This window comes from Actinoplanes philippinensis, from assembly GCF_900113015.1.
Lineage (GTDB): Bacteria > Actinomycetota > Actinomycetes > Mycobacteriales > Micromonosporaceae > Actinoplanes > Actinoplanes philippinensis.
This window is the reverse complement of record NZ_FONV01000012.1, coordinates 112,189-130,685: the sequence shown is the minus strand read 5'-3', so window position 1 is coordinate 130,685 and position 18,497 is coordinate 112,189. Positions and strand designations below refer to the sequence as shown.

Genomic DNA, 18,497 nt, shown 5'->3' with positions numbered 1-18,497 from the left:
TTCAGCCGCGGCCCATGCGTTCAGCGGCGGCCGATGCTGAAGACCGGGTTCGGTTTGGTGACGTCGGCGAAGAAGTCGTTGCCCTTGTCGTCGACGACGATGAAGGCGGGGAAGTCCTCCACCTCGATCTTCCAGACCGCCTCCATGCCGAGCTCGGGGAACTCCAGCACCTCGACGTGGCGGATGCAGTCCTGGGCGAGCCGCGCGGCCGGGCCGCCGATCGAGCCGAGGTAGAAGCCGCCGTAGGTCTGGCAGGCGTCGGTGACCTGCTTGGACCGGTTGCCCTTGGCCAGCATGACCATCGAGCCGCCGGCCGCCTGGAACTTCTCGACGTAGGAGTCCATCCGGCCGGCCGTGGTCGGACCGAACGAGCCGGACGCGTACCCCTCGGGGGTCTTGGCCGGACCGGCGTAGTAGACCGCGTGGTCCCGCATGTACTGCGGCATCGGCTGGCCGGCGTCGAGCCGCTCCGCGATCTTGGCGTGCGCGATGTCGCGGGCGACGACGAGCGGGCCGGTCAGCGACAGGCGGGTCTTCACCGGATACTTGCTGAGCTCGGCACGGATCTCGGCCATCGGCCGGTTGAGGTCGATGTTGACGACCGGCGACGAGTCGAGGTCGACGTCGGGCAGGTAGCGGGCCGGGTCGGTCTCCAGCCGCTCCAGCCACACACCGGAGGGGGTGATCTTGGCGACCGCCTGCCGGTCGGCCGAGCAGGACACCGCGATCGCGACCGGGCAGGACGCGCCGTGCCGGGGCAGCCGGACCACCCGCACGTCGTGGCAGAAATACCGCCCGCCGAACTGGGCGCCGATGCCGAAGTCACGGGTCAGCTCAAGGACCGCGGCCTCCAGTTCCAGGTCACGGAAGCCGTGCGCCAGCATCGTCCCGGCGGTGGGCAGGTTGTCCAGATACTTCGCGGAGGCCAGTTTCGCCGTCTTCAGCGCGTGCTCGGCGCTGGTGCCGCCGATGACGACCGCCAGATGGTACGGCGGACAGGCCGACGTGCCGATCAGGCGCAGTTTCTCGTCCAGGAACTGCATCATGCGCTGCGGATTGAGCAGCGCCTTGGTCTCCTGGTAGAGGTAGGACTTGTTGGCCGAGCCGCCGCCCTTGGCCATGAAGAGGAACTTGTACGCGTCCGGGTGACCGCCCGGGTCCTCGGCGTAGAGCTCGATCTGGGCCGGCAGGTTGGTGCCGGTGTTCTTCTCGTCCCACATGGTGATCGGGGCGAGCTGCGAATACCGCAGGTTGAGCCGGGTGTACGCCTGGTAGACGCCGAGCGCGACGGCCGCCTCGTCGGTGCCGTCGGTCAGCACGTGCCGACCGCGTTTGCCCATCACGATCGCGGTGCCGGTGTCCTGGCACATCGGCAGGACGCCGCCGGCCGCGATGTTCGCGTTGCGCAGCAGGTCCAGCGCGACGAACCGGTCGTTCGGCGACGCCTTCGGGTCGTCGATGATCGCGCGCAGCTGGGCCAGGTGGGCGGGCCGCAGGTAGTGCGCGATGTCGTGCATCGCCTCCGCGGTGAGCTGGGTGAGCGCGGCCGGCTCGACGGTCAGGAACCGTCGCCCCCCGGGGCCCTCGACGACATCGACACCCTCATCCGTGACCAGGCGGTACTCGGTCAGGTCGTCGCCGGTCGGCAGGAGCGGCGAGTACCTGAAATCGGCGCTGGAGCTCATGAACCGAAAGATTAGGCCAGCGAGGCGGCGCGACGCGAACCCGTCCCCGCCGCTCCGCGTCAGGAGAACGGCAGATAGGCCATATCCCGGCCGGCGACCAGGATCAGGCCGTCCGGGCCCACCGTGAAAACCTTCGCATCGGTACGCACGTCAGCACGAACCGTGCCACTGCTGACGCTGAGAGCCGTCACCCGTCCCTCGGAGGCCACGATCGCGGCGTACGGGGTGAGCGCCGCCCCGGCATCCGGACGATCGTCCTGCCGCCACACGTTCTTGTCCTTGGTGAACGAGAATCCCCGGATCGACGCGCCCTTACGGATCACCGCGTACGCGTCGTCGACGGCGAGCACCGTGGACTCCTTGTCGCCGTACCAGAGGTTCCGCCCGTCATAGCCGTTGATCAGGACCTCGCGGCCGTACGGGTCGACGCCGAGCACCACGTTGTAGCCGCCCGCCGGGTCCTGGTCCTGCTCACAGGCGGAGCCGTTGTCCGCGGTCCGCAGGTTCAGGCCGTCGCGCCGCCACACCACCTCGCCGGCGGGGCTGCCGCCCACCACGCCGTAGTAGCAGGTGCCGTCGCGAGCCGTGCCGGTGACCGTGAGCACCCGGCCGCCGACCACCACGATCCGCTGGTCCCGGGCCGGGCGCACGGTCTGCACCAGCCGCCCGGTGGCCGTGTCGATCACCCGGACCTCGCCGTCGTGCGGCAGCCCGATCAGCCCCGGCAGCGCCGGCGGCCCGGCCACGTCGTCGTCCACCGCACCGGACACCAGGCGGCGGGTGTCCGGCAGATCCGGGTTCGCCGCGTCCAGGACGAACCCGATGCTGCCGGTGGCGACGCTCCACAACTGGGTGCCGGCCCGCGGATCCCAGGCGGTCAGCCGGCAGGAGTCGCCCCCGCCGCAGCTCAGGTCCACGATCGCGTCCTGGTATGTCCAGACCGCCGAGGCCGCGGTGTCGGCGCGCCGCACCGCGCCGGTGGACGGATCGAGGACCTGGTAGCCCTTGGTCAGCAGCCGGCCGGTCACCACCACCGAGTTGGCGCCCTTGCCGGCGACCGCGGCCCAGTCGGCGTCCGACGACCACAGCTTCACCGCGGCGGTCAGGCCGTACGCCTCGACCGATGTCCGGTACTCGACGATCACCGCCTCACCGGCGATGGACACGCTCTGCGGGGTGCCGCCGAGCGACTGCTGCCATCGGGTGCCCGGCGCGACCGGCCCGCTCGTGGTGATCCAGGACCAGAGCTGGGGGAACGGATTCCAGGTGTGGGTCGTGGCCAGCACGGTGAGAGCCACCGCGGCGACGGTGACCACCCAGAGTCCCTTCCAGGAACCGCCTCCCGAGGCCATGTCGGCAGGGTAATGACCTTCGATCCCGGAGAGGCCGAGCGCGGAAAGTCCGTGTCGTCACGCTATGCCTGACTTGCCGACCTGACCAGGGGCACCGTCCGGTACGGGATCAACTCCGCCAGCGCGATGATCGTGTGCGCCCGCACGATGCCCTCGTAGCCGACGATCTGATCGATCACCCGCTGCAGGTCCGCGTTCGACCGGGCCACGATCCGGCACAGGATGTCCCCGCTGCCGGTGATCGTGTGCGCCTCCAGGACCTCGGGGATCTCCGCCAGGTGACCGGCGACGGCGTCGTGCCCGTACCGCTGACTGATCTCCAGCGTCACGAAACTCATCACGCCGAACCCGATCGCCTCCGGTGACACCTCGGGGCCGAAGCCCTTGATCGCGCCCCGCGCGATCAGCTTGTCCAGCCGGGCCTGGACCGTGCCGCGCGCCACGGCGAGCCGGCGGGAGAGTTCCAGCACACCGATCCGCGGCTCGGCCGCCAGCATGGCGATCAGGCGCGCGTCAAGCGCGTCGAGCTGGACAGTCTGCTCACCCACGCCCGGAACCTACCGCACCGATTGCGCACGTTGCCCAGCGACGATCGGAAGGGTTGCTCATGGCCGTGCGCTGCGTCACTGTCAGGCCACCTGGGACACTGTGCGCAGGCGGGCGATCGCTCCGCAGGGAAGTGTCAGGCTGTCGTGGTAAAGGTTTGCGCATGAGTTCCGTTCCCGCGGGTTGGTACAAGGACCCGGCCGACACCAGTACCCAGCGCTATTGGGACGGTGAGGGCTGGCTGGGCAAAGCCATCCCGGCGGACGCCGTCCCGCCGGACGGCCCGCCCGCGGCCGAGCCGGAGCCCCCCGCGCCGGATCCGTCCTCGCAACCCACCATCCCGACCGGCACCGCTGTCGCGCCGCCGGCGTGGGGCCAGCCCCCGCCCGGCTGGGGCGCGCCGCCGGCCCAGCCGTTGCCCGGCCCACCGCCCGGCTGGGGCGCGCCGCCGTCGTCTCCCGGCGGCCCGGCTGCTCCGGCGTCCGGCCCGGTGCCGGGGCCACCGCCGGGGTGGGCGCCGCAGCCCCCGCCGCCGCCCGGCTGGCAACCACCGCCCGGCTGGCAGCCGCCACCTGGCATGCAGCCGCCACCTGGCATGCAGCCGCCACCTGGCATGCAGCCGCCACCTGGCATGCAGCCGCCACCTGGCATGCAGCCGCCTCCCGGCTGGCAGGCGCCGCCCGGCATGGCCGCCAAGGGCCACGCGCCCGCCTACCCCTATCCGTATCCGTTCCCCATGCCCGAGGTCCGGCCGCACGGCATGGCACTGGCCGGGCTCGGCAAGCGGCTCACCGCCCGGCTCGTCGACATCGTCGCGGTGCTGCTGCTCAACGCCGTGGTGAACGGCTACTTCGTGTATCTGTACCTGCAGGACTTCATTCCGATCTTCCGGAACATCATGGAGCAGGCGGCGAACGGGACGACCGTGCCGGTGGCCCGGCAGGGCACCCCGCGGATGCAGATGCTGAGCATCGCGATCATGATCATCGCCACGCTGCTCTGGCTGGCCTACGAGGCGCCGGCGATCGGCAACAGCGGCCAGACCCTCGGCAAACGGCTGATGGGCATCAAGGTCGTCCCGGTGGAGAAGACCGGCCAGCTCGGCTTCGGGCGGGCCTTCACCCGGTGGGCCTGGCTCGGCATGTGGACCCTCTTCTGGTCGTGCGGTGTCGGCTTGATCGTCCAGCTGCTGTATGCGCTGTCACCCGTCTTCGACCCCCGCCTGCGCCAGGCCTGGTATGACAAATCGGCGGCCACCGTCGTCGTCGACGTGCCCGCGGGTGGCGTGCCACCGACCATCGAACCCGGAGGATCCCGATGACCCGCCTGACCCGCGCCGACCTGGATGCGCTGCCCGCCTACGTGCCCGGCCGCAACGTCGCCGACCTGGCCCGCGAGCTGGGCATCGCCGAGGCGGTCAAGCTCGCCAGCAACGAGGTGCCGTACGGTCCGTTGCCCGGAGTGGTCGAGGCCGTCACCGAGGCGGTCCGGGCCGTGCACCGCTACCCCGACATGGGTGTCGTCGAGCTGCGCGACCGCATCGGCGGCCGGCTCGGCGTCGACCCGGCGCGGGTGGTCACCGGCTGCGGCTCGGTGGCGCTGGCCGAGACCCTGGTCAAGGCCACCTGCCTGCCGGGTGACGAGGTCGTCTACTCGTGGCGGTCCTTCGAGGCGTACCCGATCATCGCCGCCGGGGCGGGCGCCACCAGCGTGCGCGTGCCGAACACCGCCGAGCACGGACACGACCTGGCCGCCATCGCCGCCGCCATCACCGACCAGACCCGGCTCGTCTTCGTCTGCAACCCGAACAACCCGACCGGCACGTTCCTGCGCAAGGCCGAACTCGACCGCTTCCTCGCCGACGTCCCGTCCGACGTGCTGGTGGTGCTCGACGAGGCGTACCGGGAGTTCGTCACCGACCCCGCCGTACCGGACGGCGTCGACACCTACGGCGACCGGCCGAACGTCGTGGTCCTCCGCACCATGAGCAAGGCGTGGGGCCTGGCCGGCCTGCGGATGGGCTATCTGGTCGCCCAGCCCGAGGTCGCCGCCGCCGTCCGCAAGGTCGTCACCCCCTTCTCCACCAGCCTGGTCGCCCAGGCCGCGGCGCTCGCCGCCCTCGACCAGGAGCCGGAGGTACACCGCCGCTGCGCCCTCGTCGTGGCGGAGCGCTCCCGCGTCACCGAGTCGTTGCGCAAGCTCTCCCTCGACGTCCCGGACAGCCAGGCCAACTTCGTCTGGCTCCCCCTCGGCGACCGGACGGCCGGCTTCGCCGCCGCTTGCGAGAGCCGAGGCGTGATCGTGCGCGGCTTCCACCCGGAGGGCGTCCGGGTCACCATCGGCACCCCGGAAGAGAACGACCTCTTCCTGGCCACCGCCGAGGCCGCCCTCACCTGACCAACCCTCGTGGCGAGTCGCGGCGTCCTCCCCGCCGCGATTCCCACGCAGCCCCACCCCGGCCTCGCGCAACCACGCCACGCGCCACGCCACCGGGCACCACGGCACCCCTCCACCGCGAGCCGCGCCGCCCCGCGCCACCGGGCACCACGGCACCCCGCCACCGGGCACCCCGCCACCGCGCGCCACCCCACGCCACCGTGTCGGTCGCTGTCCTTGGTCCCTAGCGGCTTCGAGCCGGGCGCGAGCCTCAGTCGGGAAGCGCGATCAGCAGAACCGCATCCGTCGCGAGGTAGTAGATCGGGGACTCCGGATCATCCGGCGCATCCGGGTTGAGGCGTTCGATGGCGAGGAAGCCATCGGTCACCTGGTAGAGCCCAGGCTTCCAGTCGAGGGTGTCCTCCCTGTCCGGCCAGAAACGCAGCGGCATCGAATACTTCAAATCCCCGGTCCGGACATCCACCCCCCTCAGCATGTTCTCCGGCGTCAGCAGCAGCACCGTCTCCGATTCTCCGCCCAGCACCCGCACCGGCCCCGAAGTTGTCCACAATGGCGCTCCATCCACAGTCCGCCCGGCAACCGCCGGGAAAAAGGCGGAGGGTGACATCCCGGCAGGCACCGACGGCAGCACGTCAGCAGGAGCGGCCCCAGCGGGCACCGACGGCGGCACGGCGATGGAATCGGTCAATACGGCCACGGCCGGGGCCGACGGCGGCACACCGGCGGAGGCGGAGGAGGTGATCCCGGCAGGGATCAACGGCGGAGCCGAGGTGGTGACCCCGGCCGGAGCCGAGGTGGTGACCCCGGCCGGAGCCGAGGTGGTGACCCCGGCCGGAGCGGAGGGAGACGAGCCGGAGACCGGGCCGGGCGTCACGCCCGGTGGCGGCGGCAGGGAGACATCGGGATGAACAGCGGTGATGACGATGCCCCCCACGATCGTGGCCAGCGGGTCGTCGAGAGCGGGCGCACGGCGTGGCACAGCGGTGGTGGCGAGCCACCCCCGCCCGGCGCCGTCCCGGAACGCGTCACAGTTCGAGGTCCCGCAGCCGACCGGCCGGTAGGGGCCGGCCGGCCACCCGGTGAGCGCGGCGCCCGTCGTCGCGTCGTAGACCCCGGTGGCGCAGAGGTAAGCATCACCGCTGGTGGTGAAGCCGTCCACACACCCGGCCGGGACCGTGGCCGTCCAGATGGACTGGCCGGTGCTGGCGGCGTACCCGGAAAGGGTCTGCCCCTCGGTGACCAGCAGGGTGCCGGCGGCCAGACGCAGGCCGGGCGGGTCCCAGACGGTCGCGGCGCCGGTCCGATGTCCGGCGAAGCCGGGCGCTTCCGGCCCGTCGGCCCGCCACCTGACCTCTCCGGTACGCGCATCGATCGCCACCAGCTTCCCGTCGGACCACCGGGTGATGACCGTCGTGCCGCTCGCCACGACCGCGCTGAGCTGTTCGGGCCAGCGCCGGAACGACCAGCGTGCCGTGTACACGGCACGGGCGGTCACTGGCCCGTCCGCACGCACCTGGTGCTTCGCCGCATAAACCCGCACGGTCCCGTCGACGATCAGCGGCGCCACGTTGAGACGGCTGGTCACGCCGAGCAGCTTGGTCGAGGGTGTGGGAGGGTTCGGCGTCGTGGCGCTCGCGGACAGCTCAGCGGGAGCCAGCACACGCCAGCCGATCAGGCCGCTCACTGCCAGCAGAAGCGCGGCCGCCATGATTCGCAGCAGCACCCGGGTCACGGCCCAAAGTATTCCAGGTCAGTGCCACTCGGCTCATCGCCGGGCAGCCGACGGCCCCGGAGGGCCGGGCCATATCGGGACCGACCCGCGTTTTCCGCCGTCCAGTCATGAACCTGAGTGGCCCGCCGAGCAGCCCACTGAAGATCACCGAATTGCCGGGCGTGTTACTCGTACCCGCCGTTGATCAGGCCGAGACGGACCAGCTCGGTCAGCGGCTCGACGACGTTGGCGGCGCCGAATCCGACGAAGAGCGGCCGTGGCCCGTCCCGATGTGCGCGGGCCGGCTCGAATAGCGGGACAGGATGGGTGGCCGCGAGCGCCTCGGCGACGTCGGCGACCTCACCCCCACCGGCGGCGATCACGGTGGCGACCAGCACGTTGAGGAAGCCGTGATGGGTGAACCCGGTCTCCGGATCGGTGTGCCGGGTCGCGTGCCGCAGCCCGGCGGCGAGTTTGAACGGCAGTTGCCGGTCACGGCAGGCGCAGATCACCGCGGCCAGTTCGACGGGGGTGGGGAAGAGTTCCGCGGCAAGGCCGCCGACCCGGAACTTCGGCGCGATCCGCAACCCCCGGGCGCGGGCCTCGGCGACCGAGTCGAGGGCGGCGAGCAGGCCCCAGCTGAGCGGGATCTCGGCGTAGAGGGGCAGCCCGTTCTGTGTTTCGGCGAAGGCGCAGAGCGTGGCGACCCCCGGCTGCGGGTCCTCGCCACGCCGGGCGACGGCTGCTTCGACGTGCTCGACCACGACCCCGGAGGCGCGCAGCTTCTCGACGGTGGCGGGCAGCGCGGCCGCCGGCACGTCGCCGATCAGCCCGGCGGTGAGCCGGGGCATCTGCTCGATGCCGACCGTCGATGCCGGCACGAGCAGGGATCCGACCAGATCGCGATACCACGCGGCCCCGTGCTCGCGGTGTTTGGTGACGGCGTCGGCGAGGCCGATCGGGCTGGGTGGGAGCAGGGAAGCGTCATCGACCAGCCCGGCGTAGAGCGGAGGCACCATCGTTGACACGAATCCGAACCTAATAGACGCCGTGAGATACGGACAACCAAGTCCGTTATGTCACTTCCCAGCCCGGCCGGTCAACACGACGCCCCCACCCGAAGCATCACGCCCCCACCAGCCCGAACTCGCGGGCCGCGACGAGACGAACCCGACGACCCAGGTCAGCGATGCCGGTGCAACAGCACCACGATCTCGGCCACGGCGGCGGTCAGCATCCCGGCGACGAGCGGCACCGGGCCGCCGACCATCGCGTACGCCAGCAGGAACAGTGGCGCCGCGAAGGTGAGGTGGACCGCCACCGCGAGGGTCCGGTCGGAGTCGCGCAGCCGCCGCAGCACCACACCCGCCGGCTCGGGCAGCCGGCTCCGGAACCAGAAGACGACAGCACCGAAGACCAGGGCACCGATCAGCCCCGCCCACACCCGCGAGATCCCGGCGCTGATCAGGGTCATGGCGGCGGCCAGGACGGCGGCGACGACGACACCACCAGCGCCATACTCCACGGTCTCCCGCACCGCCTGCGCCGACTCCTCGGAGATGTCGAGAACCGGCCGGGTGGGGAGGCTCACCGACGGCGGCGGTGGCGTGGCCGGCGACTCGGGCGTCTCCGTGGCGTCGGGCGGCGGCGCCTGGGGAGCGCTGAGGGAGGCCTCATCGGCGAGGTCCTCGATGGCGCGGGCCCAGCGTCGCCGCTCGAATCGCACGATGCCGGTCTCCCGCCCGGCGTCACCGATCGTCGCGTCCAGGTCGAGGGCCTCGCCGTACGCCCGCTGGGCCAGGTCGAACAGCCGCAACCGGGCGGCGACGACGGCCAGGACCAGGTGTGCCTCGGCTTCGGCAGGTGCGACCCGGACGCCGTTCCAGGCGGCGTTCAGCGCCTCCTGCCCGTTACGCGACTCGCTGAGCAGCGCCGCGCCGGTACGCTGCGCATACGCATCGTCGGGCCAGTCACGCAGGATCTCGGCGGCGATCCGAGCGGCGTCGGCGTAGCGGCGGCTGTCGGTGAGCGCCATCGCCCGGACCACGAGGGCGGACAGCGCCCGCGGGTCGACGGTGGCCGCCCGGTCCGCGGCGGCGAGGGCCTCGGCGGGCTGCTCGGCGATGAGGTGGATGCGGGCGAGCGTCGCCAGGAGGCTGACCTCCTGCGGCTCGGCGGTCAGACCGGCCGCGATCTCATCGGCTGCCTCGTCGTAACGGCCGAGATCAGCGAGGAGGAGGGCACGCTGGCGGTACTCCTCCGGGGTGGTGTCGGGCTCCAAGGGGGCGGGCACGTGCCGAGCGTAGGCCGTCTACCTGGAAATCACCCGAGTCGGGGTGACCCGGCACACCAACCGCACGGTGCCGGGCGCGTCAGCGCTCCACGGCTCGTTGGCATATTTGTAGCTGAGCTCGCCGATCAGGTCACCGTCGTCGTCGGCAAGACCGACAATCCCTTCAACCGAGATGTACGCGTAAGGCTGCGCCGGGTCGAACGCGCAGATCGACACACGCGGGTCACGTTCCATGTTGCGGGTTTTGATCCGGTCCCGTGTCGTCGAGAAGAGGACGTCGTCACCGTCGCGCTTGACCCAGATCACGGTCGATTGCGGGCTGCCGTCCTCGTTGATCGTGGTCAACACCGCATACGTCGGATTGTCGATCAGCGTCCGGGCGGCTCCGGGCAGCGGGACGGTCATGGCAGTGATCATGCCCGATGCGGCAGTTCCTACTCCTCGTGACCCTCACCACCACACCGCCACCGCATCCGCTCGCCGCGTTGACGCTCCCCGTCGGCAGCAGTCCGATCCCCCGCCATGTGGACGCCCCCCATCAGCAGCAGTCCGATCCCCCGCCATGTGGACGCCCCCATCGGCAGCAGTCCGATCCCCCGCCGCATAGGCGCCCACCATCGATGGCGTGCCCAGTCACCCCGCCGCGTAGACGATCGCCACCGCGGTGCCGGCGAGTCCTTCGCCACGCCCGGTTAGCCCGAGCCCGTCCGTGGTGGTCCCGGCGACCGTGACCGGCGCCCCGACCGCCTCGGATAGCACCCGCTCCGCCTCGGCACGGCGCTTGCCGATCTTCGGCCGGTTGCCGATCACCTGGATCGACACGTTCCCGATCTCGAACCCCGCCGCCCGGACCCGTCGCGCGGTCTCGGCGAGAAGGGTGATGCCGGCCGCTCCGGCCCACTCCGGCCGGCTGGTCCCGAAGTTGCTGCCGAGATCACCGAGCCCGGCGGCGGAGAGCAGCGCGTCACAGGCGGCATGGGCGGCCACGTCAGCGTCGGAGTGCCCGGCCAGTCCGGGCTCACCGGGCCAGTACAGACCGGCCACCCAGCAGGGCCGCTCCGCATCGAAGGCATGAACGTCGGTGCCGATCCCCACCCGCGGAACAATCACGCCCACCACCTTAAACGTTCCGATCTTGCCCGCCTCCCCACCGCGTCGGGCAGCGGACAACCCAAGATCACCGCAGGCCGTGAGCCAGCGGGACAGCGAGCAGCGAGGCGGCGGGACAGCGAGCAGCGAGGCGGCGAGGCGGCGATCAGGACGCCACCGCAAGTCGGCAAGCCACGATCACCGCAAGGCGGAAGACCACAACAGTCGCGAGTGGGATGACGGCGAGACGGCGGGCAAGAGAAAGGGAAAGAGCAAGACAAAAGGGCAGGGAAGAAGGGCAAGGAGAACACCGCCGCAAGCCGGCAAGCCATGATCACCGCAAGCCGCGGGAGCGCAGCCATCGCGGGTGGGGCGACGGCTAGGACGACAGGGTGAGCAGGTGGGTGGCGACGGCCAGATCCAGCGGGCGCGTGATCTTCAGGGCGAAGTCGGACCCCGGGACGCAGACAACTGACCGCCCGAGTTTCTCCACCGCGCCCGCATCGTCGGTGTGCAGGTCGGCGGCCGCCGCGTGGGCCGCGCGCAGCACCGGCGCCCGAAAACCCTGCGGTGTCTGCACAGCGCGCAGCACCGAACGGTCGACCGTCCCGAGGACTGTGCCGTCCGCACTGACCTCCTTGATCGTGTCGACCACGGGCAGCGCCGGGATGACCGCGTCGGCCCCCTCGCGCACCGCCGCGGCGACACGCTCGAAGAGATCGGCGGGCGCCAGGCAGCGGGCCGCGTCGTGCACGAGCACGATGCCGATGTCATCGGGAACGACGGCGAGGGCGGCGGCGACGGAGTCCTGCCGCTCGGCGCCACCGGCCACGACGACGACCGGCGCGACCGGGCTGAGCAGGGCGTGCACGGCGTCGACGTCGGCCGGCGGCGCCGCCACCACGATCATGCGGACCGAGGGTGCGGAGGCCGTCCGCCGGATGGCGTGCACGAGGAGCGGCTCGCCGTCGAGCAGGCGCAGAGCTTTGGGCGCGCCGGGGCCGAGGCGCACCCCGGCGCCCGCGGCGGGAACGACGACGGCGACGTCACCGCGAGCATTGAGCTGCGCGGTCACGTCGCCGTCGTTGTCGCCGGACACACCATGTGAGTCAGACACAGTGAAGAGGGATGGCGTCGATCGGATCAGGCCTCGGTGAGGACCTTGTCGAGCAGGACCTCGGCCTCATCCTTGGTGCTCTTCTCAGCGAGGGCCACCTCACCGACCAGAATGTCACGAGCCTTGGCGAGCATCCGCTTCTCACCCGCCGACAGGCCACGCTCACGCTCACGACGCCAAAGGTCACGAACAACTTCCGCGACCTTGAGCGGGTTACCCGAAGCGAGCTTCTCCAGGTTGGCCTTGTAGCGCCGCGACCAGTTGGTCGGCTCCTCGGTGTGCGGAGCGCGGAGGACGTCGAAGACCTTGCCCAGGCCTTCCTCGCCAACCACTTCGCGCACGCCGACTTCCTCGGCGTTCTCAGCGGGCACCCGAACAGTCAGATCGCCCTGGGCGACACGCAGAACGAGATACTGCCTTTCAACGCCCTTGATGACCCTAGTCTCGATTGCCTCGATGAGTGCGGCCCCGTGGTGGGGGTAAACAACGGTCTCGCCGACACTGAAAACCATAGGTTCGAAACCCCTTTCGCTGTGTCTAGGGTAACACGCTCACGCGGCCGTGTCTCGCCCTGACGGTCACTGTTAGTGCAGCTCAGAGGCCCTGTGATGGGGCTTTCTACCGCTTGACAGCGAAGCCGGAAGCTGCCTAAGTAACTCAAAGTGACATTACTGTCACGGCTCCCGCCAACGAGCCCGCACCTATCAAGTCGGGAATTCCGGACCTGATGGCTTTGTCAGATCAAGCTTATCGCTAAGGTCCGCATCAGTGCAGCACTGGCGATGCGGGCCGCCGTGCGGGAGGCTGGACGGAAGTTCCCCGACCGAAGCAAGATCTGGTCGGCCAGGGGGGAGGTGAGTCATGGCTGGCGCGAGCGACAACGGCGGCAGGCCGCCCGGGGGCGGGCCCCCCGACGACCTCCCGGACTTCCCCGAGGAGTGGGGGGTCATCGTCATCCCCGACGATCTCTCCGAGCTTGCCGACGAGGTCGAGGCGGTGCGCGCCGAGCTGCACACCGGCCCGCCGCTCACCGGGTGGCAGCGCTTCGTGCGCAGGCCCGCGGTCCGTCGTCTGCGCAAGGCGACCGGCCTGTTCGTGCGTACTCCGGCTCTGATCGTCTCGATGGCGATCCTGGTCACGGTGGCCAGCCTCTTCGCCTCGGCATGGCCCGGCCCGCCCCGGCAGCCGGCCTCTCAGCGGACCTCCGGCACCCCCGAGTCCCACCCCACCGAGGTGCCCGCCTTGGAGCTGATCGGCGCCGACGGCAAGGGCGTCTCGATCGCCGGCCGGCCGGCCGTGCTGCTGCTCGTCGATGGGTGCGACTGCGCGAAACTGCTCGCCGACACGGTCGCGGCCGCCCCGCCGAACGTCGCGGTTCTGGCCATCTCCACGGCCCGGCGGTCGGCGCCCGCCACCGCTCCGGGCACGCTCCCGACGTCGCGCACCCCGGCCGCGGACGGGAAAGGCGTCATCTTCCTGCAGGACCGGACCGACACGCTCCGTGATGATTTGCATCTGGGCCTACCGGACGGCACCGCCGCTGTAATTCTCAAGGACGGCCACGAGAAGATCATCCGGATCAGCCCGCGCACCTCGTCCGTAGAGGTGTTCCGTCCCGATCTGCTCCGCCTATAAAGACCAAACCCCTTTTTCGGTACGACCTGGCCACAACCCCACCGCAACCACCCCTCCCCAAGCTACGAAGCGACGTAGGCGACACTCCCGCGCCCAGCGCGGCGCCGGGCTGCTGCCCACTGACCGACGTCCCATCCGGCCGGCGAACACACGGCCGCGCCGAACGGACGGGCGGGAAAGGCAGTAGCGAGACCGGCCGCGGGAGGCGCAGGGCCGGCCGGGCCGGGAGGGCTGGTTCAGGCCGGGCCGGGAGGGCTGGTTCAGGCCGGGCCGGGAAGGCTGGTTCAGGCCGGGCCGGGAAGGCTGGTTCGGGCGGGGCGGGAGAGCTGGTTCAGGCCGGGCCGGGAAGGCTGGTTCGGGCGGGACGGGAAGGCGGGTTCAGGCCGGGCGGGAAGACCGACTCAGGCCGGGGAGCGTTGTAGGGCGTAGCGGAAGACGACCGGGCCCGGGGACTCGACGGCTACCTGCAGGCGCAGCCGGGTGGAGAGGCCGACCGAGAAGATCTCCGGGGTCCGGGAACCGGAGCATCGCAGGCCACGACCGGACTCGCCGATGCCGACCCGGACCCGGCTGCCGTCGGCTCCCGCGCAGACGACCGCGATCCGGAAGGCGCCCTCCTCGACGTCGACGACCTCCTCGTGGCCGCCCTCGCCGTCCAGGGCAAGCGTGTCGGCCAGCTCCTGGTCACCGGTGTCGGGCAGCAACTGCTCGGCGCTGTGCCGCCAGTCGGCCAGCCGGTCGGCGGGCGCCTGACGCGGTGCGGCACGCCACCACCACCCGACGCCGACGGTCAGGATCAGCGCGGTCAGCCCGTACAGCACGACGCCTCGTTCCCGTTCGCCGCTCACGCTCAGAGACTAGAGCCCTCCAGAAGAGTGACGTAGAGCGTGAGGCCGGGGCCGAACGCGAGCATCACCACCGACCGCGGGGGCGACGGGCGGCGGCGCAGCTCGTCGAGGACCAGCAGGACGGTCGGCGACGAGCAGTTGCCGTGCGCGGCGAGCACCGAGCGGGACGCGGCCAGGGCCGTCCCGGGTAGTTCGAGCTGTTCCTGAACCACGTCGAGGATCTTCGGGCCGCCCGGGTGCACGGCCCACCCGTCGACGTCGGCGATGCTCCGGCCGTGCCGGCCGAGGACCTGGTCGACCAGGCCGCGGACATGGGTGGCGAGCACCGCCGGCACCCGCGGCGACAGTCCCATCCGGAACCCCTGATCGGTGACGTCCCAGGTCATGTGGTCGGCGGTTGAGGTGTCGGTGATCGCGGCGACCTCGCGTACGGCGTACCCCGAAGCGGTATCGGTGACCACGACGGCGGCCGCGGCGTCGGAGAACAGCGCATGGGAGACGATCTGCTGGATGTCCGCCCGGGCACCGGGCGGCTGCAGGTGCAGGCTGGTGAGTTCGGCGCAGAGCAGCAGGGCCGGACGCCCCCGGGCGGTGACGAAGTCGCTGACCGCGCCCAGGCCGGGCAGCGCCGCATAACACCCCATGTGCCCGACGAAAAGCCGCTGCACGCTGGGCGACATGCCCATGTCACGGGCGAGGAGGATGTCGAGGCCGGGAGTGGCGTAGCCGGTGCACGAGCAGACCGCGAAGAGCCCCAGATCGCCGGCGGCGATCCCGGCGTCGGCGAGCGCCCGGCCGACCGCTGCCTTGCCCAGCGGCATGACCTCGGCCTGGTATCGGCGCATCCGGCGTTCGGTGGACCACTCGGACACGTCCTCGATCAGCGGGCTCACCGCGGCGTGCCGGGTGCGTACGCCCGAGTTGGTGAAGATCCGCCGGGCCAGGCCGTTGCGCGGCCCGGCGTAGTGCGCGCTGAAGTAGCCGTCCCAGATCTCGTCCTGGCCGGTGGCCGGCGGCAGCGCGATGCCGAGGCCGGTGATCGCGGCCGTCACCAGCGCGGGGCGGTGCCGTCGGCGTCCGGGTCCCCACCGAGCGCGTCCACGCCGAGCCAGTCGGCGCAGACGTCGCTGGTGGCGGGTTGCAGTGATCCGGCCCGCGCGTCCCGGTACAGGCGTTCGAGCGGGTGGCCGCGGCGCATCGCCGAGGTGCCGGCGGCCTCCAGCATCGACGCCGCCACGTCGGCCGCGGTCGTGCCGGCGAGCAGTTTCGCCCGCCACACCCAGCGGTTGGTCTCGGCGTCGCCGGGTGACGTGTCGACCCGGCGGGCCGCCTCCCGCACCACCAGGTGGGCGGCGGCCACGGCGGCGTCGGCACGGCCGATCCGGGCCCGCACGGCCGGCAGTCGCTCCAGCCCGCGGGCCCGGACGTGCTCGACGGCGGCGTCCACGGCGGCCCGGGCCACGCCCACGTAGACGGCGGCGTAGCTGGCCACCATCCAGTGCGGCGCCAGCTGGGCCACCGCCAGGGCCAGGCCCTCGACCCCGCCGAGCAGGGCGAGCGCCGGGACGGTGACGTCGATGTGCAGGTCGTGCGAGGCGGTGGCGCGCATGCCGAGGGCGTCCCAGGTCGGCTCGACGGTCAGCCCGTCGCCGGCCGGGACCAGGAACTGCGACACCTGCGCCGGATCGTCGGTGCTGCGGGCGGCGATCAGGTACGCGTCCGCGTGCCCGGCCCCGGAGCAGAACGTCTTGGACCCCTTTATCCGGTAGCCGTCGCCGTCCCGCTGGTACGTGGTGGCCAGCCGGGACAGCCGGGAACCGGCGCCACGCTCGCTCATCGCCACCGCATACCAGCTGCCGGCCGCGGCCGCCTTGAGCGCGTCGTCACGAGCCGCCAGGGCCGCGGGTGGCAGTCCGAGCGCCTCGGCCAGCTCGTCGGTGACGCCGCTGAGGGCGCCGGTCACCGAGGCGTGCATGTTGAAGACCAGGGCGGTGGCGCCGTTGCCCCGGGCCAGCTCGTAGGCGACGTCCGCATACTCGGTGAAGCCCGCCCCGGCGCCGCCCAGCCGGGCCGGGACCATCAGGCCGAAGAACCCGGCGTCTCGCAGGTCGGCGAAGTCGTCCATCGGGAAGGCGCCGTCCCGGTCGGCGGCGGCCGCCCGGGCCGCGAACCTCGGTGCGAGCCGCCGCGCGTCATCAAGCATGGTCACGCCCCTCGATACCCCGGATTTTGGTGCCCACACCCTGGTACAGGACCGCGGTGGACGGGACCGGGACGATCCGTCGCCCGTGCGCCGGCCGCCGCAGCACCAGCCAGCGGAACAGGCCGGTCAGGCTGGGCCGCACCCCGCGGACCCGCAGCGTCACGCCGTGCCGGGCGAACTCGGCCACCAGCCGGCCCGGGCGCACGAACAGCGCCGGATCGTGCAGGCCCGGCGGGGCGAGGCCGAGCCGCTCGCCGAGGGTCACCGTGATCAGCCGGCTCAGCCCGGTGTCGTTGAGCGTGTCCAGCACCACGAGACCGCCCGGGCGCAGCACGCGGCACAGCTCGGCGACCGTGCCCGGCAGGTCGGGGACGTGCTCCAGGATCTCCCCGGCCACCACCACGTCGGCGCCGCCGGCCCGCAGCGGCAGCGCCGTCACGTCGCCGTTGATCGCGGTCACGCCGTGCGGGACGGCCTGCGCCAGGCCGGTCCGGCGCAGGTCGACGCCGATGTGCCGGTAACCCTTGCCGCGCAGGTGCGGGGCGAGGAGGCCACCGCCGCAGCCGGCGTCGACCAGGACCCGGCCGGGGGTGGCGGCGGGTGGGACGAGGGCGGCCCGGGCGGCGGCGAGCCAGTGCAGGAGGGCGAAGGTTCCGGCGGGGCGCCACCACTCGGCGGCAAGGTCGTCGTACTGACGTGGATCGTTGCGCGGCATCGATCGCATGTGATCGAGCCTGGCACGGGTTCGCAGCGGGGGCCACACTTGTCAGGCATGTCCCGTGTGCTCGCGCTGATCAGATCGGCCCATCCGGAACCGGGTGCCGCCGTCACCCTCGCCATCACCCTGCTCGCCGCCGGCGCCGGGCACCGCGGGTGGCGGCTCGCGTCGGTCGCGGCGGCGGTGGCGGCCTCCCAGCTCGCCGTCGGCTGGGTCAACGACCGGCTCGACCAGGAGCGCGACCGGCTGGCCGGGCGGCGTGACAAACCGCTGGTGGCAGGGGCGGTCTCCGGGCGTGCCGTCGCGGTCTCGGGTCTGCTCGCCGCCCTGGCGGTCCCGGTGCTGGCGCTGCCGCTCGGCGGTCCGGCCACGCTGGCGATCACGGTGGCCGCCGGGGTGGCGCTGCTCTACGACTGGCCGCTGAAGAGCACCGTGTTCTCGGTCCTGCCGTACCTGATCTCTTTCGGTCTCCTGCCCGCCTTCGTGGTCCTCGCGCTGCCCGGCGCCCCGGCGCCGCCGTGGTGGCTCGTCACGGCGGGCGCGCTGCTCGGCGGCGGGGCGCACTTCGCCAACGTGCTGCCGGACCTCGCCGACGACGCGGCCACCGGCGTGCGCGGCCTGCCGCACCGGATCGGCGCCGCCGGGTCGCAACTGGCCGCCGCGGCGCTCCTGCTGGGCGCGACGGCCGCCCTGGTCCTCGGACCACCCGGCCCGCCGTCGTGGTCCGGGCTGGCGGCGGGCGCGGCCGCCGTCGTGGTCCTGCCCCTCGGGTGGTACGCCGCCCGCCGCGCCGAAGGACGCCCGGTGGCCCTCTTCCGCGCGGTCATCGTGGTGGCTCTGATCGACGTCCTGCTGCTGGTTCTCAGTGGCCGCGTGACCTGATGGATGGGTCCCCGCACGCGC

General features: G+C 72.0%; 18 protein-coding genes. 4 read left to right on the top strand and 14 right to left on the bottom strand.

Features of this window, described 5'->3' with window-relative positions; all coding sequences use genetic code 11:
* Window positions 1-20 precede the first annotated feature (20 nt).
* The 3 genes from BM290_RS31040 to BM290_RS31030 all read right to left on the bottom strand — a co-directional run bounded on the left by BM290_RS31040 (window position 21) and on the right by BM290_RS31030 (window position 3,585).
* Window positions 21-1,685 (bottom strand): fumarate hydratase, encoded by a 1,665-nt coding sequence (locus tag BM290_RS31040; protein ID WP_093619465.1) that lies wholly within the window; start codon window positions 1,683-1,685, stop codon window positions 21-23.
* Window positions 1,686-1,744: 59 nt separating this feature from the next.
* On the bottom strand, window positions 1,745-3,037 hold the full coding sequence (locus BM290_RS31035; protein ID WP_093619464.1) for a hypothetical protein: 1,293 nt from the start codon (window positions 3,035-3,037) through the stop codon (window positions 1,745-1,747).
* 62 nt (window positions 3,038-3,099) lie between these two features.
* Window positions 3,100-3,585, bottom strand: coding sequence for an Lrp/AsnC family transcriptional regulator (locus BM290_RS31030; protein WP_093619463.1), 486 nt, complete (start codon window positions 3,583-3,585; stop codon window positions 3,100-3,102).
* A gap of 161 nt (window positions 3,586-3,746) precedes the next feature.
* On the opposite strand from BM290_RS31030, the gene BM290_RS50805 reads away from it, so the two are divergent.
* Window positions 3,747-4,904 carry an RDD family protein gene (locus tag BM290_RS50805; RefSeq protein ID WP_093619462.1) on the top strand — a complete coding sequence of 386 codons (1,158 nt, stop codon included), beginning with the start codon at window positions 3,747-3,749 and terminating at the stop codon, window positions 4,902-4,904.
* A complete protein-coding gene (gene hisC / locus BM290_RS31020; RefSeq protein WP_093619461.1) occupies window positions 4,901-5,980 on the top strand; it encodes a histidinol-phosphate transaminase in 1,080 nt (359 codons plus the stop codon). The genes BM290_RS50805 and hisC overlap by 4 nt, the downstream gene beginning before the upstream one ends.
* Before the next feature lie 250 nt (window positions 5,981-6,230).
* Here the strand turns inward: hisC and BM290_RS49260 are convergent, their stop codons facing one another.
* From BM290_RS49260 to BM290_RS30985, 7 genes are all read right to left on the bottom strand, one after another.
* Window positions 6,231-7,712 carry an outer membrane protein assembly factor BamB family protein gene (locus tag BM290_RS49260; RefSeq protein WP_093619460.1) on the bottom strand — a complete coding sequence of 494 codons (1,482 nt, stop codon included), beginning with the start codon at window positions 7,710-7,712 and terminating at the stop codon, window positions 6,231-6,233.
* A 164-nt stretch (window positions 7,713-7,876) separates the two neighbouring features.
* Entirely contained in the window at window positions 7,877-8,719 is an 843-nt protein-coding gene (locus BM290_RS31010) for a hypothetical protein (protein WP_177319976.1), read from the bottom strand.
* A gap of 155 nt (window positions 8,720-8,874) precedes the next feature.
* Complete coding sequence (locus BM290_RS31005; RefSeq protein ID WP_093619459.1) at window positions 8,875-9,984, bottom strand: tetratricopeptide repeat protein; 1,110 nt, start codon at window positions 9,982-9,984, stop codon at window positions 8,875-8,877.
* 18 nt (window positions 9,985-10,002) lie between these two features.
* Window positions 10,003-10,389, bottom strand: a complete 387-nt coding sequence (locus BM290_RS31000) for a PPOX class F420-dependent oxidoreductase (protein ID WP_239143784.1) — start codon at window positions 10,387-10,389, stop codon at window positions 10,003-10,005.
* Window positions 10,390-10,617: 228 nt separating this feature from the next.
* Window positions 10,618-11,094, bottom strand: coding sequence for a 2-C-methyl-D-erythritol 2,4-cyclodiphosphate synthase (gene ispF / locus BM290_RS30995; protein ID WP_093619680.1), 477 nt, complete (start codon window positions 11,092-11,094; stop codon window positions 10,618-10,620).
* Window positions 11,095-11,452: 358 nt separating this feature from the next.
* Window positions 11,453-12,148, bottom strand: coding sequence for a 2-C-methyl-D-erythritol 4-phosphate cytidylyltransferase (gene ispD, locus BM290_RS30990; RefSeq protein WP_093619679.1), 696 nt, complete (start codon window positions 12,146-12,148; stop codon window positions 11,453-11,455).
* Window positions 12,149-12,216: 68 nt separating this feature from the next.
* Complete coding sequence (locus BM290_RS30985; protein ID WP_014447856.1) at window positions 12,217-12,702, bottom strand: CarD family transcriptional regulator; 486 nt, start codon at window positions 12,700-12,702, stop codon at window positions 12,217-12,219.
* Between the two features lie 349 nt (window positions 12,703-13,051).
* Between BM290_RS30985 and BM290_RS30980 the strand changes: the two genes are divergently transcribed.
* The gene (locus BM290_RS30980; protein WP_093619457.1) at window positions 13,052-13,825 is read left to right on the top strand and encodes a hypothetical protein; all 774 of its coding nucleotides are present in this window, start codon (window positions 13,052-13,054) and stop codon (window positions 13,823-13,825) included.
* A 401-nt stretch (window positions 13,826-14,226) separates the two neighbouring features.
* Here the strand turns inward: BM290_RS30980 and BM290_RS30975 are convergent, their stop codons facing one another.
* From BM290_RS30975 to BM290_RS30960, 4 genes are read right to left on the bottom strand one after another with little or no spacing between them, the layout of a single operon-like run.
* A complete protein-coding gene (locus BM290_RS30975) occupies window positions 14,227-14,673 on the bottom strand; it encodes a DUF6023 family protein (RefSeq protein ID WP_093619456.1) in 447 nt (148 codons plus the stop codon).
* A gap of 2 nt (window positions 14,674-14,675) precedes the next feature.
* Window positions 14,676-15,728, bottom strand: a complete 1,053-nt coding sequence (locus tag BM290_RS30970) for a type III polyketide synthase (RefSeq protein WP_093619678.1) — start codon at window positions 15,726-15,728, stop codon at window positions 14,676-14,678.
* Window positions 15,722-16,876 carry an acyl-CoA dehydrogenase family protein gene (locus BM290_RS30965; RefSeq protein WP_093619677.1) on the bottom strand — a complete coding sequence of 385 codons (1,155 nt, stop codon included), beginning with the start codon at window positions 16,874-16,876 and terminating at the stop codon, window positions 15,722-15,724. Before BM290_RS30965 ends, BM290_RS30970 begins: the two co-directional genes overlap by 7 nt.
* Complete coding sequence (locus tag BM290_RS30960) at window positions 16,869-17,600, bottom strand: methyltransferase domain-containing protein (protein ID WP_093619455.1); 732 nt, start codon at window positions 17,598-17,600, stop codon at window positions 16,869-16,871. Before BM290_RS30960 ends, BM290_RS30965 begins: the two co-directional genes overlap by 8 nt.
* Before the next feature lie 48 nt (window positions 17,601-17,648).
* Here BM290_RS30960 and BM290_RS30955 point away from each other — a divergent pair, with 48 nt between their 5' ends.
* On the top strand, window positions 17,649-18,476 hold the full coding sequence (locus tag BM290_RS30955) for a UbiA family prenyltransferase (protein WP_093619454.1): 828 nt from the start codon (window positions 17,649-17,651) through the stop codon (window positions 18,474-18,476).
* Window positions 18,477-18,497 lie beyond the last annotated feature (21 nt).